At 67.5% G+C, this 23,809-nt stretch carries 20 protein-coding genes; 8 read left to right on the top strand and 12 right to left on the bottom strand.

The genetic code is table 11. The features are described 5' to 3' along the window. Positions 1–327 precede the first annotated feature (327 nt). Positions 328–1,017: a hypothetical protein gene (locus tag OK345_RS11755; RefSeq protein WP_265128165.1), complete on the top strand. Its 690-nt coding sequence runs from the start codon at positions 328–330 to the stop codon at positions 1,015–1,017. 77 nt (positions 1,018–1,094) lie between these two features. Here the strand turns inward: OK345_RS11755 and OK345_RS11750 are convergent, their stop codons facing one another. Beyond that, positions 1,095–2,177, bottom strand: a complete 1,083-nt coding sequence (locus OK345_RS11750; RefSeq protein WP_265128164.1) for a PA0069 family radical SAM protein — start codon at positions 2,175–2,177, stop codon at positions 1,095–1,097. Between the two features lie 187 nt (positions 2,178–2,364). On the opposite strand from OK345_RS11750, the gene cls reads away from it, so the two are divergent. From cls to OK345_RS11735, 3 genes are all read left to right on the top strand, one after another. Continuing rightward, on the top strand, positions 2,365–3,825 hold the full coding sequence (gene cls / locus OK345_RS11745; RefSeq protein ID WP_265128163.1) for a cardiolipin synthase: 1,461 nt from the start codon (positions 2,365–2,367) through the stop codon (positions 3,823–3,825). 95 nt (positions 3,826–3,920) lie between these two features. Further along, the gene (locus tag OK345_RS11740) at positions 3,921–4,196 is read left to right on the top strand and encodes a hypothetical protein (protein ID WP_265128162.1); all 276 of its coding nucleotides are present in this window, start codon (positions 3,921–3,923) and stop codon (positions 4,194–4,196) included. Then, positions 4,193–4,948 carry a pyridoxine 5'-phosphate synthase gene (locus OK345_RS11735; protein ID WP_265128161.1) on the top strand — a complete coding sequence of 252 codons (756 nt, stop codon included), beginning with the start codon at positions 4,193–4,195 and terminating at the stop codon, positions 4,946–4,948. Before OK345_RS11740 ends, OK345_RS11735 begins: the two co-directional genes overlap by 4 nt. Positions 4,949–5,450: 502 nt before the next feature. Here OK345_RS11735 and OK345_RS11730 read toward each other — a convergent pair. The 11 genes from OK345_RS11730 to dnaA form a co-directional block, all read right to left on the bottom strand. Further along, positions 5,451–5,861, bottom strand: coding sequence for an ExbD/TolR family protein (locus OK345_RS11730; protein WP_265128160.1), 411 nt, complete (start codon positions 5,859–5,861; stop codon positions 5,451–5,453). 3 nt (positions 5,862–5,864) lie between these two features. Beyond that, positions 5,865–6,290: an ExbD/TolR family protein gene (locus OK345_RS11725; protein WP_265128159.1), complete on the bottom strand. Its 426-nt coding sequence runs from the start codon at positions 6,288–6,290 to the stop codon at positions 5,865–5,867. 46 nt (positions 6,291–6,336) lie between these two features. Then, entirely contained in the window at positions 6,337–7,095 is a 759-nt protein-coding gene (exbB, locus tag OK345_RS11720) for a TonB-system energizer ExbB (protein WP_265128158.1), read from the bottom strand. Positions 7,096–7,183: 88 nt separating this feature from the next. Next, positions 7,184–7,852, bottom strand: coding sequence for an energy transducer TonB (locus OK345_RS11715; RefSeq protein ID WP_265155045.1), 669 nt, complete (start codon positions 7,850–7,852; stop codon positions 7,184–7,186). Between the two features lie 147 nt (positions 7,853–7,999). Continuing rightward, the gene (locus OK345_RS11710) at positions 8,000–9,193 is read right to left on the bottom strand and encodes a tetratricopeptide repeat protein (protein ID WP_265128157.1); all 1,194 of its coding nucleotides are present in this window, start codon (positions 9,191–9,193) and stop codon (positions 8,000–8,002) included. Between the two features lie 131 nt (positions 9,194–9,324). Next, the gene (locus OK345_RS11705; RefSeq protein WP_265128156.1) at positions 9,325–10,131 is read right to left on the bottom strand and encodes a M48 family metallopeptidase; all 807 of its coding nucleotides are present in this window, start codon (positions 10,129–10,131) and stop codon (positions 9,325–9,327) included. 70 nt (positions 10,132–10,201) lie between these two features. Continuing rightward, on the bottom strand, positions 10,202–11,056 hold the full coding sequence (locus OK345_RS11700) for a CPBP family intramembrane glutamic endopeptidase (RefSeq protein WP_265128155.1): 855 nt from the start codon (positions 11,054–11,056) through the stop codon (positions 10,202–10,204). Positions 11,057–11,135: 79 nt separating this feature from the next. Beyond that, complete coding sequence (gene gyrB / locus OK345_RS11695) at positions 11,136–13,574, bottom strand: DNA topoisomerase (ATP-hydrolyzing) subunit B (protein WP_265128154.1); 2,439 nt, start codon at positions 13,572–13,574, stop codon at positions 11,136–11,138. Positions 13,575–13,690: 116 nt separating this feature from the next. Continuing rightward, positions 13,691–14,788, bottom strand: a complete 1,098-nt coding sequence (gene recF, locus OK345_RS11690; protein WP_265128153.1) for a DNA replication/repair protein RecF — start codon at positions 14,786–14,788, stop codon at positions 13,691–13,693. A gap of 898 nt (positions 14,789–15,686) precedes the next feature. After that, positions 15,687–16,787 carry a DNA polymerase III subunit beta gene (gene dnaN / locus OK345_RS11685; RefSeq protein ID WP_265128152.1) on the bottom strand — a complete coding sequence of 367 codons (1,101 nt, stop codon included), beginning with the start codon at positions 16,785–16,787 and terminating at the stop codon, positions 15,687–15,689. A 275-nt stretch (positions 16,788–17,062) separates the two neighbouring features. Then, the gene (gene dnaA / locus OK345_RS11680) at positions 17,063–18,394 is read right to left on the bottom strand and encodes a chromosomal replication initiator protein DnaA (protein WP_265128151.1); all 1,332 of its coding nucleotides are present in this window, start codon (positions 18,392–18,394) and stop codon (positions 17,063–17,065) included. A gap of 253 nt (positions 18,395–18,647) precedes the next feature. On the opposite strand from dnaA, the gene rpmH reads away from it, so the two are divergent. The 4 genes from rpmH to OK345_RS11660 all read left to right on the top strand — a co-directional run bounded on the left by rpmH (position 18,648) and on the right by OK345_RS11660 (position 23,781). Next, positions 18,648–18,788, top strand: a complete 141-nt coding sequence (gene rpmH, locus OK345_RS11675; RefSeq protein ID WP_265128150.1) for a 50S ribosomal protein L34 — start codon at positions 18,648–18,650, stop codon at positions 18,786–18,788. Between the two features lie 5 nt (positions 18,789–18,793). After that, positions 18,794–19,282 (top strand): ribonuclease P protein component, encoded by a 489-nt coding sequence (rnpA, locus tag OK345_RS11670; protein ID WP_425510968.1) that lies wholly within the window; start codon positions 18,794–18,796, stop codon positions 19,280–19,282. A 2-nt stretch (positions 19,283–19,284) separates the two neighbouring features. Then, on the top strand, positions 19,285–20,979 hold the full coding sequence (gene yidC, locus OK345_RS11665; RefSeq protein ID WP_265128148.1) for a membrane protein insertase YidC: 1,695 nt from the start codon (positions 19,285–19,287) through the stop codon (positions 20,977–20,979). Between the two features lie 198 nt (positions 20,980–21,177). After that, a complete protein-coding gene (locus OK345_RS11660; RefSeq protein WP_425510967.1) occupies positions 21,178–23,781 on the top strand; it encodes a polysaccharide deacetylase family protein in 2,604 nt (867 codons plus the stop codon). Positions 23,782–23,809 lie beyond the last annotated feature (28 nt).

Below are 23,809 nucleotides of genomic sequence, written 5' to 3'. Positions count from 1 at the left end.
GAGCCGGATGCATGCCGATGCCTGTACCGCCAGAAGCTCCACAACGGCGCACAGCGCTGGTCGCCCGGCGACTTGCGCGGTGATCCAAGCAAGAGGCACCGGTTGTCGGCCATGATCGGCCGCTCGGCTGCTGAAGAACTCTTCGGTACTTGAGCTATTGATTCAGGCGCCGAAATGCGCCCCACGGGGACGGCGATGGGGCTAGGCATCGGAAGCAGGACACCTGGGCAGACGGTCGCGGGAGAACGCCGGCGGCTGCGCTCCCGCCGTTTGACGCCTTGCCTACCACTATCTAGGCTGGCCGCTCGTTTTGTCAGGAGGATGAAGATGCAGGCGATTCAAGGACGTTCATTGCTGCGCGGCGAGACCACCCTGGAGGAGCTGCGCACGCTGACCGCGATATTCGAGGATGCCGCGCCGTTGCTGGACGACGACCTGATCGATGCCGCCTACGACGCCATGGTCGTCGACGGCGACCTGCGACTGCCGGCGCTGGATACCTTCGAGGCCGGGCTGTGCATCCTGGTGGTGACCGGCGACCTGCTCATCGACGGCGCCTACAGCGACCATGACGATCCGGCCACCGGCGTGTTCGTGCTCGGCAACATGCGCGCCGGTTCGGTCTGGACCGCCGGCACGCTCGGGGTGCAGGGAGAACTGCAGGTCGCCCGCACCCTGGCCGGCTTCTACAACGACTACAGCGCCAGCCTGCTGGGTCCGGTCCGGGCCGGCGTGTTCTGGCCGGAGAACCACTGGTTCGACCTGCACAGCGAACCCGCTTTCGACGTGGTGCTCGGCCAGCAGTCCCACTACCGCGTTCCCGATGCGTGGCGCGGCCTGCTGGACCGGCCGTTGCGCGGTCGCGCGCTGCTGGAGCAGGTCGACGACGCCCTGGTGCACGAGCAGGTTGCCGAATTCGAGGTCGGCCAGATAGAGGACGCCTCGCTGACCGAGCTGCTCGACTGGGACCAGCTGCGCGCCTTCATCCAGGCCGATCGGCCGCTGCTGAAGGCATGATCCGGCGCTGACGGTGGCCGTCGCGGTGCAGCCGATGCTCGCGCAAGCAGCATGGCGAGCGACGGGATGCCGCTCGCTCAGAACAGTTCGCCCTGCGGCGACGGTTTGCGCGGCGCCACGAACCGGCTGCAATCCAGCCGCGGCCACTGCAGGCGCGAGGCATCGAAGCCCAGGCGCTTGCGCGCCAGCGCGAAGCGCCGCGACAGCAGTTCGGCGTACACGCCTTCCCCGCGCATGCGCCGGCCGAAGGTGCCGTCGTAGTCCTTGCCGCCGCGCAGCTGGTTGATCGTGCTCATCACGTGCTCGGCGCGTTGCGGGTGGTGCGCCTGCAACCAGTCGCGGAACAGCGGCGCGACCTCGTGCGGCAGCCGCAGCAGTACGTAGCCGGCCGACGACGCGCCGGCCTCCTTCGCGGCCTGCAGCACCGCCTCCAGTTCGGCGTCGTTGATCCACGGGATCACCGGCGCCACCATCACCCCGACCGGCACCCCCGCCTCGTGCAGGCGGCGCATCGCCCGCAGCCGCGCATGCGGGGCCGAGGCGCGCGGTTCCAGCTTCGCCGACAGGTGCGGGTCCAGCGAGGTCACCGAGAAGTGCACGCTGACCAGCTGTTGCTGCGCCAGCGGCACCAGCAGGTCCAGGTCGCGCTCGACCAGCGCGTTCTTGGTGATCAGCGAGAACGGATGCCGGGTTTCCAGCAGCACCTCGATCAGCTGGCGGGTGATGCCGAGCTTGCGCTCGATCGGCTGGTAGGCGTCGGTGTTGATGCCCAGCGCGATCGGCTGCGGCACGTAACCCGGCCGGGCCAGCTCCTTGCGCAGCAGTTCGGCGGCGTTGGTCTTGGCGAAGATCCGGGTCTCGAAATCCAGCCCCGGCGACAGATTGAGGTAGGCGTGGGTGGGCCGCGCGAAGCAGTACGAGCAGCCATGCTCGCAGCCACGATAGGGATTGACCGACTGGCTGAAGCCCACGTCCGGCGAGTTGTTGCGGCTGATGATGCTGCGCGCGGTTTCCTCGCGTACCTGCGTGCGCAGGCGCGGGGCGGCGAACTCCTCGCCGTCGTCCTGCTCCCAGCCGTCGTCCACCGCTTCGGCGATGGTGATCTCGAAGCGGCCGGGCAGGTAACCGGTCGCGCCGCGGCCCTTGATTGCCGTCGTCATCGGCACAGGCTACGCCGCCGCGTTCTCAGTGCACGCGACCGGCCACGACGTTGCTGAAGCCTTCAGCCGGTCGTGGCCTGCGGCCGGATTCCCTTGATGGCACGCCACCGGCTTGCCGGCACCGGTGGGGCAAGGCATGAGGACCGCCAGCGGCATCCCGGCCGCGGCGCTCGCATAGAATCGGCCCATGCTCACCGCCCTGCAGTCCACCTGGGAAGCGCTGGCCGGCCTTCCCCACCTGGCCGCCTACCTGACCGCCGCCTACGTGCTGTACCTGCTGTGGCTGGTCGGCTACATCGTGCTGCAGAAGCGCGAGCCGGCGGCGACCCTGAGCTGGATGCTGTCGCTGGCGGCGCTGCCCTACCTGGGCCTGTTCATCTACTACCTGCTCGGCCCGCAGAAGGTGCAGCGGCAACGCCTGCGCCGCGGCCGCGCGCGCTCGGGCATGGAGCAGTACAGCGCGGTGTGCCCGGCGGATGCCGACTGCACCGAGCTGGCCAAGGTGGCGCAGGCCACCACCGGGCTGGCGCCCAGTTCGGCCACCGCGGTGCGCTGGCTGGTCGACGGCGCCGCCACTTATGCGGCCATCCTCGAGGCGGTGGCGCAGGCGCGCCACCACATCCATCTGGAGTACTACATCTTCAATCCCGACCACGCCGGCACCGCCTTGCGCGATGCGCTGGTCGAACGCGCCCGCGCCGGGGTACGGGTGCGCCTGCTGCTCGATGCGGTGGGCTCGTCGAAGATCCGCAAGGCGTTCCTGCGGCCGCTGCTCGACGCCGGCGGCGAGGCCGTCTGGTTCCACCCCAACCAGCTGCTCAAGCCGTTCAAGCGGCCGTGGGTGAACCTGCGCACCCACCGCAAGCTGGTCATCGTCGACGGTCGCGTCGCCTTCACCGGCGGCATCAACATCACCGACGAGGAGGACGAGAGCCGGCGCGCGGATGCCTACCGCGACCTGCACCTGCGGGTGGACGGGCACGTGGTGCGCAGCCTGCAGCTGGTGTTCCTGGAGGACTGGATCTACGCCAGCGGCCAGGCGCCGGAATCCTTCGACAGCAAGCAGCTGTGGCCGGCCGACATGCCCGGCCGCCGCGACGGCCGGATCCAGGCGCAGGTGCTGCTTTCCGGCCCGGATTCGTCCTGGGAAACCATCCACCGCATGCACGTGGCCGCGATCCAGGAGGCGCGCGACCGGGTGTGGCTGGTCACGCCCTATTTCGTTCCCGGCGAGGCCGCGCGCATGGCCCTGACCTCGGCCGCGCTGGGCGGGCTCGACACCCGGCTGCTGGTGCCCAAGCGCAGCGACTCGCTGTTCGTGACCCTGGCCGCACGTTCCTACTTCGACGAGCTGCTGCAGGCCGGGGTGAAGATCTACGAGTACGGCCCACGCATGCTGCACACCAAGGCCTTCATCGCCGACGACGACTTCTGCATCGTCGGCAGCGCCAACTTCGACCATCGCAGCTTCCGCCTCAACTTCGAGCTGTCGATGATGCTGCGCGACCGTCATCTGACCGCCGAACTGGCGGCGCTGATCGCCGACGAATTCGCGCGCGCCAGCCCGGTCCGCCATGACCGGCAGCGCTCGCTGTGGCGCCACCGCCTGCCCGAGGCTTTCGCCCGGCTGGCCTCGCCGCTGCTGTGATCCATTCGTCCGGCGGACACGCCGCCGGATCGGGAAACGCGTGGAACCGAGCGCCGCGGCAAGGCTAAACTGCGCGGGTCTATCGGGAGATCGTCATGTACTGGCTGTTCCTGCTGCTTGCCATCGGCGCCTTCATGCTCGCCATTTCCACCCCGCAGATGTGGCTGCTGGTGCTGTCGCTGCTGGCCTCGCTGGGGTTCTTCCTGCTGTGGATCCGCGGCCTGTACGTGGCCAAGATCGGCGGCGTGCTGCCCGACGCGCCGCGCAGCCTGCATCCGGCCGAAGTGCAGCGGCTGCGCGAACAACTGCGCCCGGCCGCACCGGCCGAGGAGGCAGCTGCGCCGCCGCCGGCCCCGCGCAACGAGCCATGACCTGGCTCAGCGTCAACGTCAACAAGATCGCGGTGCTGCGCAATTCGCGCGGCGGCCACGATCCGGACGTGCTGCGCGCGGCGACGACCTGCCTGCAGGCCGGTGCGCAGGGCATCACCGTGCATCCGCGGCCGGACCGCCGCCACATCCATGCCGAGGACGTGCTGGCGCTGTCCGCACTCACCCGCGCCCGCGGCGTCGAGTTCAACATCGAGGGCAATCCGTTCGCGCCGCCGCGCGAGGGCTATCCCGGCCTGCTGCCGCTGTGCGCGCAGACCCGGCCGGCGCAGGCCACCCTGGTGCCCGACGGCGATGGCCAGCTGACCTCCGACCACGGCTTCGACTTCGGCCGTGACGGCGAGCGCCTGCGGCCACTGATCGCCGAGCTGAAATCCTACGGCTGCCGCGTCAGCCTGTTCGTCGATGCCGGCAACCCGGATATCGGCCACGCTGCCACGATCGGCGCCGATCGCGTCGAGCTCTACACCGGCCCCTATGCCGAGGCGCATGCCAACGGCCAGCCGGCACCGATGCTGGCGCTGTTCGCCGACGCCGCACGCCGCGCGCAGGCCGCCGGACTCGGCGTCAATGCCGGGCACGACCTGTCGCAGGCCAACCTCGGCGACTTCCTGGCCGCCGTGCCCGGCGTGCTGGAAGTCTCGATCGGCCATGCCCTGATCGGCGAAGCGCTGTACGACGGGCTGGAGAGCACGGTGGCGGCCTATCTGGCGCTGCTGGCGGGCAACCGGTAGCGGCACCGGCAAGCCGCAGGTCGCGGGCTTTCTCTTCGACCGCGCCGTCGCGATCGCCTGCCCCAAGGCCGCCCCTTCCCTGCGCGCATCCTGGATGGCGTGGGCGGATGCCGAGGGAGCACACCGCCGGTTTACGTTCCGGTGCTCCGGGAACGGCCGCCTTCCTGCATGAAGCTCCCGGCTGGCAGGCCGGGCAGGGCGGCATTGCCCTCGTGCGGACCAGGCGTCCGTCATCCCCGATGGCTCTTCTGTCCACCTGGCGCGCCATGCAGGAACTGCCGCGATCGCCGAGAGAGGCATCGCTGCGCTTCTGTCGCGACTGACGTCGCTCCTACAAGTCGGCGGGGCCGTGTAGGAGCGACGTCAGTCGCGAGCTCTTCATGCACCAACAAGGTGGTCCGGGAATGCGTTACTTCCTCCCCGAGGAGAGAAGAAGGACCAAAAAAAAAACGCCCCCGTTCCCGGGGGCGTTCCAGTCGCGTCATGACTGAGGTATTGCGTATTACTGGATGAAACCGATCTTCTTCATCTGCGCGTTCTTGGCGGCGGCCAGGATCTTGGCCATCACCTCGTACTCGGAATCGGGATTGGCGTCGATGCGCAGTTCCGGCTGGTTGGTCGGATCGCGCTGCACTTCCTCTTCCATGCGCTGCTGCAACTCGGTCACCGCCACCGGGCTGTTGTTCCAGAACACCTGGTTGCTCGAATCCACCCGCAGGTCGATCGGCGGCGGCGGCTCGCGCAACACCGGCGGCGGGTTGATGACCCGTTGCGGCAGGTCCACGGCGATCGGATAGGTCATGATCGGCGCGGTCACGATGAAGATGATCAACAGCACCAGCATCACGTCCACGAGGGGCGTGACGTTGATGTCGGCCATGGGGCCCTTGTTACCACCGGAACTGAATGCCATGGCTTACTGCCCCTTCTCTTTCGTGGCAACGAAACCGACGTCCAGCATGCCCTGGCTCTGCGCGATCTTGGTCACTTCATTGATGACGCGCATCTTGGTGGTGCGGTCACCGCGCAGGTTGAGCGGCGGCTGCGGGGTCTGCTGGGCCGCAGTGGCGAAGCGCGATTCCAGGGTTTCCTTGGACACCGGCTCGTCGTTCCAGTAAAGCGACCCGTCTTCCTTGACCGCCACCGTGATCGGACCGGCACGCTTTTCGGCGTCTTCCGGACTCTGGACCAGGTTGGCCTCGGGCAGCTCCACCTGGACCTTGTGGGACATCAGGGGCGCCGTGATGATGAAGATGATCAGCAGCACCAGCATCACGTCCACGAGGGGCGTGACGTTGATGTCGGCCATGGGGCCGCCGCTGTTACCACTACTGAAAGCCATAACGGGCTCCGTCTATATCGTTGCGAGGACTGCTCGGCTTGCCGGATCAGCGAACGCGCGAACCGGTGGCGAAGAAGTCGTGCAGATCGTGAGCGAACGTATCGAACTTGCTGATCGTGGCGCTGTTGATCTTGCTGAAGAAGTTGAAGGCGAACACGGCCGGGATCGCGACGAACAGACCGATCGCGGTCATGATCAGCGCTTCACCCACCGGGCCGGCAACGGCGTCGATCGAGGCCGAACCGGTGGCGCCGATCTTGATCAGGGCGCCGTAGATGCCCCACACGGTACCCAGCAGGCCGACGAACGGAGCGGTCGCACCGACGGTCGCCAGCAGGGTCATGCCCGACTGCAGACGGTTGCTTTCGCGGGTCACGGCCTGGCGCAGGGCGCGGTCGACGAATTCCGAACGGCTCAGGTTCTCGCCCAGGCCGGCGCTGGAACCTTCGGCACGCTGGTGGTGGGCGGCAGCCTGGGCGGCGTCCAGGGCGATCTTCGAGAACGGCTCGGAAGCCGGCTGCTCTTCCATGGCGCGGATCGCGTCCTGGGCGTTCGGGGTGTCCCAGAACAGGGTGGTCACGCGGTCGGCCGCGTTCTTCAGGCGGGTGGCGCGGAAGGTGTTGATGACGGTCCAGTACCAGGACAGGGCCGACATCACCACCAGGGTGATCAACACGACCCAGGAAACGGCGAACTCGCCCGGGGCGGAGGTCATTTCATGGATCAGATGCTCGAAGCCCATCTGCGAGAGGGCGTTGTTCGCGGTGCCCCCGGCAGCAGCGGCGATGAAGATTTCCTGCAGCATGACGCTTACCTTTGTTGTGTGTGGTGATAAAGGGTGGTGCTAAAGACAGACTGTTCCTGCGGGCGGCCAAGGCAGCCGCCTGTCCGGATCAGTTCAGCGCAAAGTTGACCGGGACGCGGACGCGACCGGCAGCCTTCTGTCCATTCACGATCGACGGGTTGAAACGCCACTTGCGTGCCGCCTCCATCGCTGCGCGGTCGAGGTCACGGTTACGGCTGGACTTTTCGACCGACACATTGGTGACGTTGCCGGCGGCATCGACATCAATGATCAGGATGACTTCGCCCTGGATACCGGCACGGAAAGCGGCCGGCGGGTAGCGGGGCGGGTTCATGTTCTTGGACGAGATATCGACGCTGGCCTGGATATCGGTCGGCGGCGCGGGCGGAGCCGGCGGCGACGGCGGGGTGACGATATCGCTCGGGCGCGGCTCCGGCACGTCGACCACCGGGGCTTCCGGCGGCGGCGGCAGCGGCGACGGCTTCGGCGGCGCCAGGTTCTTGACCGGCGGCGGCGGGGTCTCCTGCGGCGGCGGCGGCGGCGGCGGCGGTGGCGGCGGCGGCGGTGCGTCCACCAGGGTCACCATGATGTTGCGTTCCTTCTCGGCAGCGGCCTTCGGGGCCACGGCGGGGATCAGGAGCATCATCAGGGCAGCAAGATGCAAAGCGATTACGAAGGCGATACCAATAATGCGAGGCCAGCTGAGGCCTTTGTCATCATTGCTGTCATACCTGTGGAAGACCAGTTGTTCCGTCATGCGCCAAGAACTCATTAGTGGGGCCGGGCCGCTGTTGTTGCCGGCGACCCTGATTCAGCGGTGCATGACACCGCAGGAACCTCCAAGCTTATACCAATCCTGAGCGCCTGCGCACCATCGGCGCAGGCATTCAGGCGTTATTCCCGCTTACTTCAGGTTGATGATTTTCTTCGCGTCGTCCGGACGCTTCACACCCTTGGCCAGCGCCTGCTGGGCCGCCTGGCGCGCTTCCGGAATCCTTCCTTCCGAATGCAACACGCGTGCCAGGTTCAGGTAGGTTTCACCATCCTTGGAGAGCGGAGCGGCCTTCTGCCACGCTTCGATCGCCTGCGGTACCTGGTCGCTGTAGTAGTACGACTGCGCCAGCGCCAGGTACGCCTGGTAGTCCGGCTTGAGGATGCCCTTCTGCATGCCCTCGTTGATCACCGCGATGACGTCTTTTTCCTTGTTCTCGGTGTTGGCGTAGATCGAGTACAGCTGCCGGTACTCGCGCTCCTCGGTGAGCTGGCCGGACGCACGCAGCCCGTCCATCACCGCGGCCGCCTTTTCCATGTCATCGGCCTGCATGTACATGCTCGCCAGGTTCAGCTGGGCCTTCTTGTCCTGCGGATTGCGGGCGGCCAGCGCTTCGGCTTCCTTGACCGCTTCGCCGGTCTGGCCGGCCTCGGCATAGGACGCCATCAGCAGCTGGTTCCAGCTGTCCTTGGGTTCGCTGGAAGCGGCGATGGCCTGCTTCAGCACCGGGATCGCCTCGGCGTAGCGCTCGGTCTGGTACAGCGCCTGGCCCTTGATCACCAGTTCTTCCGGCTTCTGCGACTTCGACTCGGCGAAGTACTTGTCCAGGTTGGCCAGGCCCTCGGCGTACTGCTCGTCCTGCAGCTGCAGCTGCGCCAGCATCAGCAGCGCCTGGTAGTGGCCGTTGTTGTCCAGGCCGTTGAACTCCAGCGCCTGCTGCAGGTACTGCTTGGCGGCGGGGATGTCGTCCAGGTTGTAGGCGGCCTGCGAGCCGAGCTGCGCGGCCACCGACTTGTCGTACTCGTTGGCGGCGGCGTTGGCGAGGATCTGGTCGGCCTGGCTGCGGGTGGCTTCGTAGTCGTCCTTGTTGTAGGACGCGAACAGCTTCTGCAGCTGGCCGCCGAGCTTGGCCGAAGCCTTGGTCTTGGGTTCTTCGCGGGTCGCCTCGGGGAACAGCACATCGGCCTTGGCGCTGGAGCGGCCCTTGCGCTCGCTGGAACGCTCGGCCGAACGCGACTGGGCGACGGCATCGGTGACCACGGCGCCGCCGAGCAGGGTCGCGACAAGGACGGAAAGCACGGCGTGTTTAGGGCTGCGGATAATCATGGTTCACCTCGATCGAACCGCCGGAGCGGCGCTGAAAACGGACGGGCTGTACAAAACTTAGCCGGCAAACGTATCAGAAATGGCGGGGCTGAGAAATCGTTTCTGATGCTGTAGCGCAGCATCCGGGCCGCTCATCCACAGCGTGGAACCCGCCCGGCGGCACGCGCCTGCTGGTACACGGGAGCCAGTGCGGCGACGTCGCGCTGCAGTTCGCGGATGCGGTTGGCCGGGTCCGGGTGGGTGGAGAGCCACTGCGGCGAGCGGCCGCCACTGGCCGCCTGCATGTTCTGCCACAGGTTCACCGCCTGCGCCGGATCGAACCCGGCCTCGGCCATCAGCCGCTGCCCGACCACGTCGGCCTCGGTCTCCTGGGTGCGCGAGTTGGGCAGCAGGATCAGGCCCTGGGCGCCGAGGCTGCCGAACTGGTTGACGGCACTGGCGGCGGTATCGCCGTAGGCGGCGCCGGCCAGCGCGCCGATGATGCCGAGCCCGGCCTGGGTCCCCATCTGCCGCGTCAGCCGCTCTTCGTGGTGGCGCGAGATCACGTGGCCGATCTCGTGGCCGAGCACTGCCGCCAGCTGGTCCTGGTTCTTGGCCACGGTGAAGATGCCGGAGTTGACCCCGACCTTGCCGCCGGGCAGGGCGAAGGCATTGGGTTCCTTCTCGACGAACAGTGCCGTCTCCCAGCGTACGCCCCGGTACTGTTGCGGCAGCTGTGCGACCAGGGCGTTGACCACGCACTGGACATAGGCGTTCTGCTTGCTGTCCTGGCTGAGGGTCTGCTTGGCCTTGGTTTCGGTGAAGGCCTGGGCGCCGAGCTGGTCGAGCTCGGCCTGGGAAACGCCACCGACCACCTGGCGGCGCCCGGTCGGCGACGTGGTGGTGGCGCAGGCCGTCGCCAGCAGCACGACCGCAAGACCCAACAGCACTGGTTTCATCGGTGATCCCCCAACGTTCTGGCCGGCAGTGTGCTTGCAACCGGCTTAATGTTTCGTCAAGCGTGCCGGCTCAGGACATCCCGAACAGCACCAGTGCGCCCAGCGCGATGGCGTTGTTCAACGCATGCGCGGCGACCGGCGCCCACAGCGTGCCGGTGCGCTGGTACAGCCAGGCGAACGCGGCGCCCATGCCGCCGTAGATCAGCCACAGCTGCAGGATTTCCAGCGGACCGTTGCCGCTGCTGCCGGGAATTTCGTGCACCAGCGCAAACGCGGCGCTGCTCAGCACCATGCCCAGCAGCGGCCGGCCGGCGGCCCACAGCCGTCCGAACAGCACGCGCCGGAACAGCAGTTCCTCGTAGGCCGGCGCCAACAGCACCGCGAACACCACCAGGAACACCGGATACTGGCTGATGGCCTGTTGCATCAGCGGCAGGTTGGTCGGCAGCGGCTCGACGCCTCCCTGCTTGGCGAGCCAGCCGATCAGGCTGCTGCCGGTGAACACCGCCGCGGCGATCAGCAGGGTCCAGCCCCAGGTGGCAGGACGCCGGGCCGCGCGATGGGAGGCCTGGCGTTCGGCGGCGCTGGCGCGACGACGCCAGAAGTACAGCAGCAGTGCCGCCGAGGAGGTGGCGATCAGCGCCATCAGGATCTGCGCCAGCGCACCGGGTTGTCCCATCTGCGTGGCGATGTCGGCCGGGTCGACGGCGCCGCTGCCGGCCGCTTCGATCCCGATCATCACGCCGCGGTACAGCCCCCAGACGATGCCGCAGACGATGCTCACCCCCAGCAGGGTGACGATGCCGATGCCGAGGTCGATCCAGAAGCCGGCGACCGGCGAGGCGGTTTTCAGCGGTGGCGAAGCGGCGGGCGGAAACGGGGGCGGGGACGACAGCGGGGCAGGGGCCTGGGGCGGTACGGACATCGCGTTCCTGACATTGGGCGGAAGAAGGGGATGCACCGGCGCCACTCCCCGTGGTGCCGGTGCCTGCCGCCCGATTGTGTCAGATATCCAGGTTGGCGACCTTCAGCGCGTTGTCCTCGATGAAATCGCGACGCGGCTCGACCACATCGCCCATCAGCGTGCTGAAGATCTGGTCGGCGGCCACCGCGTCCTCGATCCGCACCTGCAGCAGGCGACGGGTGTCGGGATTGACCGTGGTGTCCCACAGCTGTTCCGGGTTCATTTCGCCCAGGCCCTTGAAGCGCTGGATCTGGCGGCCCTTCTTGGCCTCTTCCAGCAGCCAGTTCTGCGCCTGGGCGAAGCTGGTGACCTCGATCGACTTGGCGCCGCGGCTGATGCGCGCACCCTCGCGGATCAGCCCGTGCAGCAGCAGCGAGGACTGGTGCAGCGCCCGCAGCTCGCCGGTTTCGAACGCGGCCAGCGGCAGCACCTGGATCAGCTCCTCGCCCATGTGCCGGCGCTTGACCAGCACCGCGGCCGGACGCTGGTCGTTGGGTTCCTGCAGTTCCAGGCTGAAGCGCGGGGTGCCGAGGCTGCCCTGGTTCAGGCGCGCGGCCAGCGCCGGCAGGCCTTCGCCTTCGCCGGCCCGGCGCAGGTGCTCCAGGTCCATCGGAGTGAAGTCGACCAGCGCTTCGAGCAGCTGGCGGTCGTAGCGGTGGGCGTTGCGCTGGATCGCCTCCTGCGCGGTCGCGTAGGTCAGCAGCAGCTTTTCCAGGCCCACGCCCTCGATCGCCGGTTCGCCTTCGGCCGGGATCAGCGCCGCGTTCTCCACCGCGCTGCTGGCCAGGTAGGCGTCCAGCGCCGGATCGTCCTTCAGGTACAGCTCCTGCTTGCCCTGCTTGATCTTGTACAGCGGCGGCAGGCCGATGTAGACGTGGCCGCGCTCGATCAGCTCCGGCATCTGCCGGTAGAAGAACGTCAGCAGCAGGGTGCGGATGTGGGCGCCGTCGACGTCGGCGTCGGTCATGATGATGATGCGGTGGTAGCGCAGCTTGTCCGGGTTGTACTCGTCGCGGCCGATGCCGGTGCCCAGCGCGGTGATCAGGGTGCCGACCTGGTCGGAGGACAGCATGCGGTCGAAGCGCGCGCGTTCGACGTTGAGGATCTTGCCGCGCAGCGGCAGCACCGCCTGGTTCTTGCGGTTGCGGCCCTGCTTGGCCGAGCCGCCGGCCGAGTCGCCCTCGACGATGAACAGTTCGCTCAGCGCCGGATCCTTCTCCTGGCAGTCGGCCAGCTTGCCGGGCAGGCCGGCGATGTCCAGCGCGCCCTTGCGGCGGGTGAGGTCGCGGGCCTTGCGCGCGGCTTCGCGGGCGCGGGCGGCATCGACGATCTTGCCGGCGATGGCCTTGGCCTCGTTCGGGTTCTCCTGCAGGAACTCTTCCAGCTTGGCGCCGAAGGTGCTTTCCACCGCCGGCTTGACGTCGGAGCTGACCAGCTTCTCCTTGGTCTGCGAGGAGAAGCTCGGGTCGGGCACCTTCACCGACAGCACCGCGATCATGCCTTCGCGCATGTCGTCGCCGGTCAGGCTGATCTTGGCCTGCTTGGCGATGCCGTTCTGCTCGATGTAGTTGGTCAGGGTACGGGTCAGCGCGGCGCGGAAACCGGCCAGGTGGGTGCCGCCGTCCTTCTGCGGGATGTTGTTGGTGAAGCAGTACATCGTTTCCTGGTAGGCGTCGGTCCATTGCAGGGCGACGTCGACCACGATGCCGTTGGCTTCGCCGGTCACCGAGATCACGTTGGGGTGCAGCGGGGTCTTCAGCGCCGACAGGTGTTCCACGAAGCTGCGGATGCCGCCCTCGTAGTGGAAGTCGTCGCGGCGGCCGTCGCCGCGCTCGTCGACCAGGGTGATCTTGACCCCGGAGTTGAGGAACGACAGCTCGCGCAGGCGCCGGGCCAGGATCTCGTAGTGGAATTCGACGTCGCTGAAGATCTCCTGCGCCGGCTTGAAGCGCAGCGTGGTGCCGCGCTTGTCGGAAGGCTCCAGCCGCTTGAGCGGGTAGAGCGGCTCGCCCAGCGCGTATTCCTGCTGGTAGTGGTGGCCATCGCGCCAGATGTCCAGCCACAGGTGTTCGGACAGGGCGTTGACCACCGACACGCCGACGCCGTGCAGGCCGCCGGACACCTTGTAGCTGTTGTCGTCGAACTTGCCGCCGGCATGCAGCACGGTGAGGATGACCTCGGCCGCCGACACGTTCTCCTCCTTGTGGATGTCCACCGGGATGCCGCGGCCGTTGTCCGACACCGACACCGAGCCGTCGTTGTGGATCTTCACCACGATGTCGTCGGCATGGCCGGCCAGCGCTTCGTCGACCGAGTTGTCGACCACCTCGAACACCATGTGGTGCAGGCCGGTACCGTCATGCACATCGCCGATGTACATGCCCGGACGCTTGCGTACGGCCTCCAGGCCGCGCAGCACGGTGATCTTGCTGGAATCGTAGTTGCCGTTGTTCGGCGGGGTGTTCTGTTCTTCGGTCATTGCGCTCGCCGTTTGCTCCACAGGCCGGAGCAGTGGCGGAAAGACCGCCCCTGCTTCGAGGGATAGGGAATAGCGTCAAAATTATACCAGCCGGGCCCCCTCCCGCCCTGCGGCCGTCACTCCGGCCGCGAGATCCGCCCATGTTCCACGTGGAACCGGGCGACCCTGGCGGGTCCAGCCTGCAGCGCGGCGGGGACTTCGGTGGCGGTGATGAAGACCTGTGCGGCACTGTCCGCCAACCGCTGCAGCACCCGCTGCTGGTGATTGCGATCCAACTCCGAGCCCAGGTCATCCAGGGCGATGACCGGCCACTCCCCGCGCAGCGCGGCATAGTCCTCGGCCTGGGCCAGCAGGCAGGCCAGCGCGGTCAGCTTGGCCTGCCCGCGCGACAGCGCCTCGCGGCCGGGAAGCCCGGCAAACCCCACGCTCCAGTCGGCCCGGTGCGGCCCGACCGAGGTGTAGCCGGCCAGCCGGTCGCGCTCGCGCGCCAACAGCAGGGCATCGGCCAGCGGCAGCTCGTTGCGGCGCCAGCCGGGCTGGAACTCCAGCGACTGCAGCCCCAGCCCCGGTGCCAGCGCCGCGGCCAGGTCGACGGCGCGATCCTGCAGACGCTCCAGGTACTGCTGCCGGCGCGAGGACAGCGGCTCGCCGGCCTCGGCCAGTTCCCGGTCCCAGGCATCCAGCGCTGCGGCCGCACCACCTTGCTTCAGCAGGGCGTTGCGTTGCTTCAACGCCCGCATGTAGCGGCGCCAGAGACCGAGGAAGTCAGGTTCCACGTGGAACAACCCCCAATCGACGAAGCGCCGCCGGGGTTCGCCGCCGCCACTGACCAGCGCGTGGCTGCCCGGTTCGAAGGTCACCACCGCCAGCGCCGCGCACAGGTTGCCGAGCTGGGCGACGTCCTCGCCGTCGAGCCGGCCTTTCCAGTCCTGGCCACTGTGGCGGAGCCCGGCCCGCCGCCGCAGCGGGTTGCCCGCAGCCGCCTTCTCGTCCCATTCGACGAAGATCTCCAGCGCCTCACAGCCCTGCCGTACCAGCCCATCGCGCACCCGGCCGCGGAAACTGCGGCCGTAGGCCATCAGGTGCAGGGCTTCGAGGATGCTGGTCTTTCCCGCACCGTTGTCGCCGGTAATCAGGTTCATCCCCGGCTGCGGCGCCAGTTCCTCCGAATCGAAGCGGCGCAGGTGGTGCAGGGCAAGACGGACGATTTGCATGGAGTCGCAGGAAAAAGCGCAACACGCATCAAGCGTGCACAACCGCGCCGGGCCGCCAGCTTAAAGCATCGGCGCCCGGCAGGAGGGACCCACCTCGGCGATCGCTCCGCCTTCCGCTCCATCCGCCGGGAAAGCGCGATTCCGGAGCGGAACTCCCCTGAACAGCAGGGTGGAGCACAAGCTCTGGACAAGATGTGGACAGAAAAGCGACCTTCCTTTGCCCATAAAGTTGTCCACAGGTTTTCCCGGGCTTGCAGCCGGCTTTTCCCGGGGGTTTCAGCGCATAAAAACCGTTTTAAAACATACACATAATGCATTTCTACATGAAATCCACCCCTACCATCACCACCAAACCTTTGATTTTTTACTGATCTTAAGAGCTTTGGAAGCTGGGAAAAGCGCAGGCAAGAGGGTCCGAAACAGATCGCCCAGCAACCTCTGGCAGAGGAACTCCGCCTGCGCCATCCGGAGCGATCTTGAGGGGGAAAACCGCGCCCGACGTTCATCGAATGCAACGGCGGAAGCCGCCCCGAGCGAAGCCGCGCTCCCCGCAGCATGTCGCCGTCACCGCAGACCTCGGGATGCTGCATCCTCGCGGTTCCTGAAATCGGACGAGCAACGCAGGGAACTGGTACTCCCAACCAGGCATCGCTTCGAAGGGCACGACCCGGATGCCCCTGATGCATCTCAGGGTTCAACCCTGCGCCCGCGAGCTGCCCGGCCAGAATGCGGGTGTCCGGGAGCGAACATGTCCCAAGCGGGCATCGGGAAAATGATCGCGGGTTACGGAACCCGGCCAGGCTTCACAACCGTCCTCCGCTGCACAACAAAAAGCCCGGCCATGGCCGGGCTTGTGCTGCATCGATTCCGTGTTCCACGTGAAACACGACGCGGCCGGTCACAGCCGCAGCGGCATCACCACGTGGCGCGACTTCTCGCTGCTGGCTTCGCGTACCAGCGCCGAGGAGTTGGAATCGCGCAGCTGGATCACCACGTGCTCGTCGCGCAGCGCGGACAGCGCGTCCAGCAGGTAGTTGACGTTGAAGCCGATGGCCAGGTCGCTGACCGTGGTGTCGGCCTCGATCTCTTCCTGCGCCTCTTCCTGCTCCGGATTGTGTGCGCTGATCTTCAACTGGCCGGGGGTCACTTCCACCCGCACGCCGCGGTACTTCTCGTTGGACAGGATCGCCGCACGCTGCAGCGCGGCGCGCAGCACCTCGCGGTCGACCTTGACCTCGCGATCGGCGCCGATCGGGATCACCGCCTCGTAGTCCGGGAAGCGGCCATCGATCAGCTTCGAGGTGAAGGTGACATCGTCGCGCTTCATCCGCACATGGCTGCGGCCGACTTCCAGCTCGATCTCGCGATCGCCGCTTTCCAGCAGGCGCTGCAGCTCGGTCACGCCCTTGCGCGGCACGATGATCTGGCGCTTGGCGCCGGCGCTGTTCTCCAGCTCGGTCTCGCACAGCGCCAGGCGATGGCCATCGGTGGCCACGCAGCGCAGGGTCTTGTCGCGCAGGTCGAACAGCAGGCCGTTGAGGTAGTAGCGCACGTCCTGCTGCGCCATCGCGAACGCGGTGCGCTCGATCAGTTCCTTCAATCCGGCTTCCGGCACCGCCACCCGCTCGGTGGCCTCGACCTCGTCGACCGACGGGAAGTCGTTGGCGGGCAGGGTGGCCAGGGTGAAGCGGCTGCGCCCGGCCTGCACGGTGATCTTGTCGCCGTTCTGCGAGACGGTGATGCGGCTGCCGTCGGGCAGGGCACGGATGATCTCGAACAGCTTGCGCGCCGGAATCGTGGTTTCGCCGTCCTGGGCATCCTCCACTGCAATGCGCGAGACCATTTCCACTTCCAGGTCGGTACCGGTCAGCGACAGCTGCCCGTCCTGTACCTGGACCAGGAAGTTGGCCAGAACCGGCAGGGTCTGGCGGCGTTCGACCACATTGACGACTTGCGCCAACGGCTTGAGAAAGGCTTCGCGCTGCAGTGTGAAACGCATGTGGTTCCGTGCCCCTATGCTTTAAAAGATGTGGGTTAAATCAAAAGCTTGGTGGTGATGGTAGCGCCAGATTTGGTGCAAAACACATTCAAGTATTTGTATTACAAGGGTTTTTATGCCGCGAAACCCTCTGTACTACTGCCCCCCAAGCGGTGGGAAAAGCTGTGGATAGTTTTCGCCCCGTGGCGGCGGCCGTTCTTATCCACAGATTCTCCCGCATTTCTTCCCGAATGATGCACCGTTTTATCCGGTGACGCCTGTGCGGCGTGCGTGCATCATTCGCTCAGCTTGCGGATCAGCTTGTCCCAGTCCTCGCGCAGCTTGCCGTCGGTCTCCATCAGGGTGCGGATCTGGCGGCAGGCATGCAGCACGGTGGTGTGGTCGCGGCCGGCGAAGGCGTCGCCGATCTCCGGCAGGCTGTGCTCGGTCAGCTCCTTGGTCAGGGCCATGGCGACCTGGCGCGGCCGGGCCAGCGAGCGGGTGCGGCGCTTGGACAGCAGGTCCTTGATCTGCAGGCCGTAGTAGTCGGCCACGGTCTTCTGGATGTTGGGGATGCTGATCGCCTGCTGCTGCGCGCGCAGCAGGTCGCGCAGGGTTTCCTGGGCGAACTCGGTGGTGATGGCGCGGCCGGTGAAGTTGGCGCGCGCGGTCAGGGTGTTGAGCGCGCCCTCGAGGTCGCGCACGTTGGAGCGCATCTTCTTGGCGATCAGGAAGGCGACGTCGTCGGGAATCTCGGCGCCGCGCTCGCGCGCCTTGGCCAGCACGATCGCTGCGCGGGTCTCGAAGTCCGGCGGCTCGATCGCCACCGACAGGCCCCAGGCCAGACGCGACTTCAGCCGCGCTTCCAGCCCTTCGACCTCGCGCGGGTAGCGGTCGCAGGTCAGGATGATCTGCTGCTTGCCGTCGAACAGCGCGTTGAAGGTGTGGAAGAACTCTTCCTGGGTGCGGTCCTTGCCGGCGAAGAACTGGATGTCGTCGATCAGCAGCGCGTCCACCTGCTGGAACTGGCGCTTGAACTGGTCCATGGTCTTTTCCTGCAGCGCCCGGATCATCGCGCTGAAGAACTGTTCCGAACGCAGGTACAGCACCTTGGCGGCCGGATTGGCCTGGCGCATCGCGTTGCCGGCGGCAAACATCAGGTGGGTCTTGCCCAGGCCGGTGCCGCCGTACAGCAGCAGCGGGTTGTGCGCGCGGTCGCCCGGCTTCTGCGCCGCCTGGAATGCCGCGGCCAGGCCCAGCTGGTTGCTGCGGCCCTCGACGAAGTTGGCGAAGGTGTAGTGCGAATCCATGTTGCCGTTGAACGGCACCACCGGCGCGGCGGCAGCGGCCGCCGTGCCATTGGCAGGCGCGGCGGGGGCCGGTTCCGGTGCCCGCGGCCGCGAGCCGATTTCCAGCGCGACCTCGCTGCTGCCGGCGAAGTGGGCCAGCAGTTCGCTGATCCGCGGCAGGTAGCGCTCGCGCACCTGCTCGACGATGAAGGCGTTCGGTGCGTACAGCACCATGCTGTCCGGGCGCTGATCGGCCTGCAGCGGTTTCAACCAGGTGTGGACGTCTTCGGGCGGGAATTCCGCCTCGAGACGTTCGAGACAACGGGGCCAGGCATCCATCGGGAATAATTGCTCTCGGGCTGTCGACAGGGCGCACGAAGCCGCCGGGCCGCAAGCCGGAATCAGGGGAAATGGATGCGCCAGACTACCACCGCCGGCCGGGGGCGGGAATGCTTGTCCCGCGTTTATTCACAGGATCATCCACAAGCCGCCGCCATCACCGCACAACCGGCAACGAGACAACAGTTGACCGCAGGGGGGGAACCTCTATAGAATTTCCGGTTCTTTCCGTCCCATTCATACAGGTGCCCCCATGGCCACCAAGCGCACGTTCCAACCCAGCAACCTCAAGCGCAAGCGCGATCACGGCTTTCGCGCACGTATGAAGACCGCTGACGGCCGCAAGATCCTGTCGCGTCGTCGCGCCAAGGGCCGCAAGACCCTTAGCGCTTGATTGCTGTGCCGCTCCGTGCGGCAACCGCAATTCAGATCGTGAGCAGTTCCGGCCCGCGTAGGCGATTCCCTCGCTCTGCGCGGGTTCGTACGCGTGCCGAATATACAACGGTCTTCGACGGCGCACGCCGTGTGTCCGACCCGCTGATGACCCTGCACTGGCTGAAAGGCGATACGCCTGCGCGGCTGGGGCTGGCCGTCTCGCGCAAGGTCGACCCGCGGGCAGTGGGCCGCAACCGCATCAAGCGTGTGCTGCGCAATGCCACACGCCACGCCCGGCCGTGGATGGCCGGTGGCGATTACGTGGTGGTGGCCCGCGCCGCTGCCCGTGAGGCCAGCAACGAACAGATCCGCCAGGCCTTCGAACGCCTGCTGCGCCGCGCCGGCGCATTGCCCGCACCGGGCGCGGACGGCACAATGCCGCCGCCCGAGGGCACCGAACCCTTTCCATTGACCGCGCCCGGACCCCGTCCCGGCCGAGCCGAGCCTGCCTGACGATGAACCAGACCCGCGTATTCCTGATCTTTGCCTGGCTGATGGTGGCGGTGCTGCTGTGGATGGAATGGAACCGCGAGAAGAGCGCGCCGGAAGCGCCCACCGTCGCCCCCGAGCTGGCCATTCCCGCCGCCAACGACGCCGACCTGGCGCCGGGCGTGCAGGTGCCGCAGGCCACCGTGCCGGGGCAGGCGACGCCGGAACCGGCGCAGGTGGCGCAAGCCGCCGCCGGCGCACCGCGGGTCACCGTCACCACCGACGTGCTGCGCCTGGTGCTGGACGGCCGCAGCGTGCTCGATGCCGAACTGCTGCAGTTCCCGCAGACCAAGGACGCCGGCAGCCCGCCGGTGCAGCTGCTGACCGAGAACGCCGCCCACCCGTACAGCGCCACCAGCGGCTGGGCCAGCGGCAACGGCTCGGCGGTGCCGGGCGCGGCCGGCTTCCGGCTGCTGCAGCCGGCGACCGAACTGGCGCTGGGCGACGGCCAGCAGGAACTGCAGATCCCGTTCGTGTGGGACGGCCCGGACGGCGTCAGCATCCGCCGTACCTACACCGTCAGCCGCGGCGACTATGCCGTCCGGGTCAAGGACGAGGTGGCCAACAGCGGCAGCGCGCCCTGGAACGGCTACGTGTTCCGCAAGCTGGACCGGGTGCCGCCGACGATCAAGAAGGGCATGACCAACCCGGATTCCTTCAGCTTCAACGGCGCCACCTGGTACAGCCCGGCCGACGGCTACGAGCGCCGCGCGTTCGCCGACTTCCTGGATGACGGCAATCTCAACCGCACCATCACCGGCGGCTGGCTGGCGATGCTGCAGCACCACTTCTTCACCGCCTGGATCCCGCAGGCCGACCAGGCCTCGCTGTACCTGCTGGCGCAGAACGGCCCGCGCCACGTGATCGAGGCCCGCGGCCCCGGTTTCACCGTGGCCCCGGGGCAGACGGTGTCGACCGAGGCGCGGCTGTGGGTCGGCCCGAAGCTGGTGGACCAGATCGCCAAGGAAGACGTGAAGGGCCTGGACCGCGTGGTCGACTACAGCCGCTTCTCGCTGATGGCGGTGATCGGCCAGGGCCTGTTCTGGGTGCTGAACCAGGTGCACAAGCTGGTGCAGAACTGGGGCTGGGCGATCATCGGCCTGGTGATCCTGCTCAAGCTGGTGCTGTACCCGCTGTCGGCCGCGCAGTACAAGTCCGGCGCCAAGATGCGCAAGTTCCAGCCGCGCATCGCGCAGCTCAAGGAACGCTATGGCGACGACCGCCAGAAGTTCCAGACCGCGATGATGGAGCTGTACAAGAAGGAAAAGATCAACCCGATGGGCGGCTGCCTGCCGATCCTGATCCAGATGCCGATCTTCTTCGCGCTGTACTGGGTGCTGGTGGAATCGGTGGAGCTGCGCCAGGCGCCGTGGTTCGGCTGGATCCAGGACCTGACCGCGCGCGATCCGTACTTCATCCTGCCGGTGATCAACGTGGCGGTGATGTGGGCCACGCAGAAGCTGACCCCGGCGCCGGGCATGGACCCGATGCAGCAGAAGATGATGCAGCTGATGCCGCTGGTGTTCGGCGTGATGATGGCCTTCATGCCGTCCGGCCTGGTGCTGTACTGGGTGGTCAACGGCGGCCTGGGCCTGCTGCAGCAGTGGTGGATGACCAAGAAGCACGGCCAGGATCTGCCGGCCAAGGTCGAAGCCAAGTAAGCACGAAGGCCCGCCGCAAGGCGGGCCTTTCGCATGCGGCGATAGAATCGACCGGCATCCGCACCGTTCCTCCGCATTCCTCCGTTGCCGCACACGAGCCTGCCCATGCGCCGTCGCGTACGTTCCTGCCCAGCCCTGCTGCCCCTGCTTCTGCTGTCGTTGCTGGGACTGGCGGGATGCCGCGGCCCGGCCGCGGACATGCCCGGCGAAGCGGCGGGCGGGAAGCCGGCCGCGGTCGTCGAAGAGGATGCCGACGCGGCCGCGGTGCTGGCCGGGCTGCACCAGCAGCTCGACAACTACCGCCGCATCATCGTGCTGCTGGCCGACGAGGAGACGCAGAGCCAGAGCGCACAGGACCGCGCCGTTTCCGGGCACGTCGGCCAGCAGCTGTTCCACGACGGGCTGGAGCAGCGCGAGGCGCTCTCGCAGCAACTTGCCGCGGTGCTCGGCAACGGCCGTCCGCAGCGCTTCGCCACCCTCGGCGCGGTGCTGGACTACATCGAATCGGCGCCCGAGCTGTACGACGCCGACCGCCTGGCGTTCCGCGAGGTGCTGCGCGACCTGCACGAGCGCGTCGGCGCCGATTCCTCGCTGCCGGCGGTGAAGCTGCACCAGCGCATCGGCGAGGACCTCGACGCGCTGGACGAGATCGAGCGCAACTACAACCAGGAGATCACCCGCATCTTCAGCCGCTTCGACCGCACCCGCGCGATCGAGCTCAAGCGCGAGAAGTGGGACGACTACGTGGCGCACCTGCGCAAGCTCTACCAGCGCGAGGCGATCCTGCGCGACTACGGCGTGATCGAGCCGTACCCGATGTCGATGAAGGACAGCGAGCGCGAGATCTTCGGCCGCGACCTGCCGCGCAAGACCGTGGTGCTGACCTTCGACGACGGCCCGCACCGCGCCCATACCGACGAGATCGTGGCGATCCTCAAGCGCTACGACGTGCCCGGCGTGTTCTTCGAGGTCGGCCGCAACCTGGGGTCGCTGGAGGCCGACGGCGCGGTGAAGCTGGGGCCGATGGCCGGCATCAGCCGCCAGTTGATGGCCGACGGCTATGCGGTGGGCAACCACAGCCTGACCCACGCCCAGCTCTCGCGCACCAGCGGCGATGCCCTGCGGCAGCAGGTGATGGGCACCGATGCGCTGCTGCGCCACATCGACGACAAGCGCGCGCCGCTGTTCCGCTTCCCCTACGGCGCCCGCAACGCCGAGGGCCTGCAGCTGCTGGGCGAGGCCGGGTTGAAGTCGATCATGTGGAACATCGACTCGATGGACTGGGCCGACCCGGTGCCCGAATCGATCGTGCAGCGCGTGCTGGACCAGGTGGAGAAGGAGCAGCGCGGGATCATCCTGTTCCACGACATCCACGACCGCGCGGTCAAGGCGCTGCCGCGGATCCTGGACCGGCTGATCGCCGAGGGCTACCAGTTCGCCGGCTGGAACGGCCGCGACTTCAGCGTCAGCCGCGCGCGCGCCACCGCCACGACGGATACGACGGTCACCAGCGGCTACGAGAAGTCGTGGGCCATCGTCATCGGCATCGACGACTACGCCAAGTGGCCGAAGCTGGAATACGCCAGCCACGACGCGCAGGCCATCGCCGACACCCTGACCGGGCAGTTCGGCTTCCCGTCCTCGCAGGTGATCGTGCTGAAGAACCGCGAGGCCACCCGCAACAACATCCTGGCCGCGTTCCACGACCGCCTGGCCGATGGCCGCACGCAGAAGAACGACCGCGTGTTCGTGTTCTTCGCCGGCCATGGCGCCACCCGCCGGCTGGCCTCGGGCCGCGACCTGGGCTACATCATCCCGGCCGATTCGGACCCGGGCGAGTTCGCCACCGACGCGATCGCCATGACCGATATCCAGAACATCGCCGAGAGCCTGCAGGCCAAGCACGTGCTGTTCGTGATGGACGCCTGCTACAGCGGCCTGGGGCTGACCCGCAGCGGCCCCGGCTCGTCGGCATTCCTGCGCGAGAACGCGCGCCGCACCGCGCGGCAGATGCTCACCGCCGGCGGCGCCGACCAGCAGGTGGCCGACAGCGGCCCCAACGGCCACTCGGTGTTCACCTGGGTGCTGCTGCAGGCGCTGTCGGGCAAGGGCGACCTCAACGGCGACGGCCTGATCACCGGCACCGAACTGGCCGCCTACGTGGCGCCGGCGGTCTCGGCGGTGTCGCGGCAGACGCCGGCGTTCGGCAGCCTGCCCGGCTCGCAGGGCGGCGAGTTCGTGTTCCAGGTGCCGGACAGCCAGGAGTTCCTCAACGCCGACACCGCACAGCTCTCGGCCGACGCCATCGCCCTCAACGGCCGCGTGGAAGCGGCGCAACCGGTCGCTGCACAGAGTGGTGGCGAGGCCGCGCGACCGGTGACCGTGGCCGACCTGCAGGGCGGCCGCAGCACCCTGGTGCTGCCGGCGGCGGTGCCGGTGTCCGACCGCCAGCGTGCGCAGCAGGCCAACGACCGCGGCCTGCAGCTGTACCGCGAGAAGCGCTACGACGACGCGGTGGCGCAGTTCACCGAAGCGCTCAAGCTGCGCCCGGATTTCGCCCAGGCGGCGAACAACCTCGGCTTCGTCTACTACCGCCAGCAGCGCTATGCCGAGGCGGCGCGCTGGCTGGAGAACACGCTGAAGATCGACCCTTCGCGCGCGGTGGCCTACCTCAACCTCGGCGACGCCTACTTCCATGCCGGCGAGCGCGACAAGGCGAAGCAGGCCTATACCACCTACCTGGAGTTGCAACCGCAGGGCAGCGGCGCCAACCAGGCGCGCGCGCAATTGCAGAAGCTGTAGCGCATGTCGTGCGTCGGGAGGCGCATTT

It is taken from the genome of Xanthomonas chitinilytica, from assembly GCF_026107455.2.
Taxonomy (GTDB): Bacteria; Pseudomonadota; Gammaproteobacteria; order Xanthomonadales; family Xanthomonadaceae; genus Stenotrophomonas; species Stenotrophomonas chitinilytica.
This window is presented reverse-complemented; position numbering and strand designations above follow the sequence as displayed.

Excerpts from the sequence above, each read along its gene's own strand:
- OK345_RS11715 (WP_265155045.1), bottom strand. The coding sequence starts at position 7,852 with ATGACGGAACAACTGGTCTTCCACAGGTATGACAGCAATGATGACAAA.
- OK345_RS11735 (WP_265128161.1), top strand. The coding sequence starts at position 4,193 with ATGACCTGGCTCAGCGTCAACGTCAACAAGATCGCGGTGCTGCGCAAT.
- dnaA (WP_265128151.1), bottom strand. The coding sequence starts at position 18,394 with ATGGATGCCTGGCCCCGTTGTCTCGAACGTCTCGAGGCGGAATTCCCG.
- OK345_RS11750 (WP_265128164.1), bottom strand. The coding sequence starts at position 2,177 with ATGACGACGGCAATCAAGGGCCGCGGCGCGACCGGTTACCTGCCCGGC.
- OK345_RS11725 (WP_265128159.1), bottom strand. The coding sequence starts at position 6,290 with ATGGCTTTCAGTAGTGGTAACAGCGGCGGCCCCATGGCCGACATCAAC.
- OK345_RS11730 (WP_265128160.1), bottom strand. The coding sequence starts at position 5,861 with ATGGCATTCAGTTCCGGTGGTAACAAGGGCCCCATGGCCGACATCAAC.
- OK345_RS11710 (WP_265128157.1), bottom strand. The coding sequence starts at position 9,193 with ATGATTATCCGCAGCCCTAAACACGCCGTGCTTTCCGTCCTTGTCGCG.
- rpmH (WP_265128150.1), top strand. The coding sequence starts at position 18,648 with ATGGCCACCAAGCGCACGTTCCAACCCAGCAACCTCAAGCGCAAGCGC.
- OK345_RS11660 (WP_425510967.1), top strand. The coding sequence starts at position 21,178 with ATGCCCGGCGAAGCGGCGGGCGGGAAGCCGGCCGCGGTCGTCGAAGAG.
- exbB (WP_265128158.1), bottom strand. The coding sequence starts at position 7,095 with ATGCTGCAGGAAATCTTCATCGCCGCTGCTGCCGGGGGCACCGCGAAC.
- dnaN (WP_265128152.1), bottom strand. The coding sequence starts at position 16,787 with ATGCGTTTCACACTGCAGCGCGAAGCCTTTCTCAAGCCGTTGGCGCAA.
- yidC (WP_265128148.1), top strand. The coding sequence starts at position 19,285 with ATGAACCAGACCCGCGTATTCCTGATCTTTGCCTGGCTGATGGTGGCG.
- cls (WP_265128163.1), top strand. The coding sequence starts at position 2,365 with ATGCTCACCGCCCTGCAGTCCACCTGGGAAGCGCTGGCCGGCCTTCCC.
- OK345_RS11700 (WP_265128155.1), bottom strand. The coding sequence starts at position 11,056 with ATGTCCGTACCGCCCCAGGCCCCTGCCCCGCTGTCGTCCCCGCCCCCG.
- gyrB (WP_265128154.1), bottom strand. The coding sequence starts at position 13,574 with ATGACCGAAGAACAGAACACCCCGCCGAACAACGGCAACTACGATTCC.
- OK345_RS11740 (WP_265128162.1), top strand. The coding sequence starts at position 3,921 with ATGTACTGGCTGTTCCTGCTGCTTGCCATCGGCGCCTTCATGCTCGCC.
- recF (WP_265128153.1), bottom strand. The coding sequence starts at position 14,788 with ATGCAAATCGTCCGTCTTGCCCTGCACCACCTGCGCCGCTTCGATTCG.
- OK345_RS11755 (WP_265128165.1), top strand. The coding sequence starts at position 328 with ATGCAGGCGATTCAAGGACGTTCATTGCTGCGCGGCGAGACCACCCTG.
- OK345_RS11705 (WP_265128156.1), bottom strand. The coding sequence starts at position 10,131 with ATGAAACCAGTGCTGTTGGGTCTTGCGGTCGTGCTGCTGGCGACGGCC.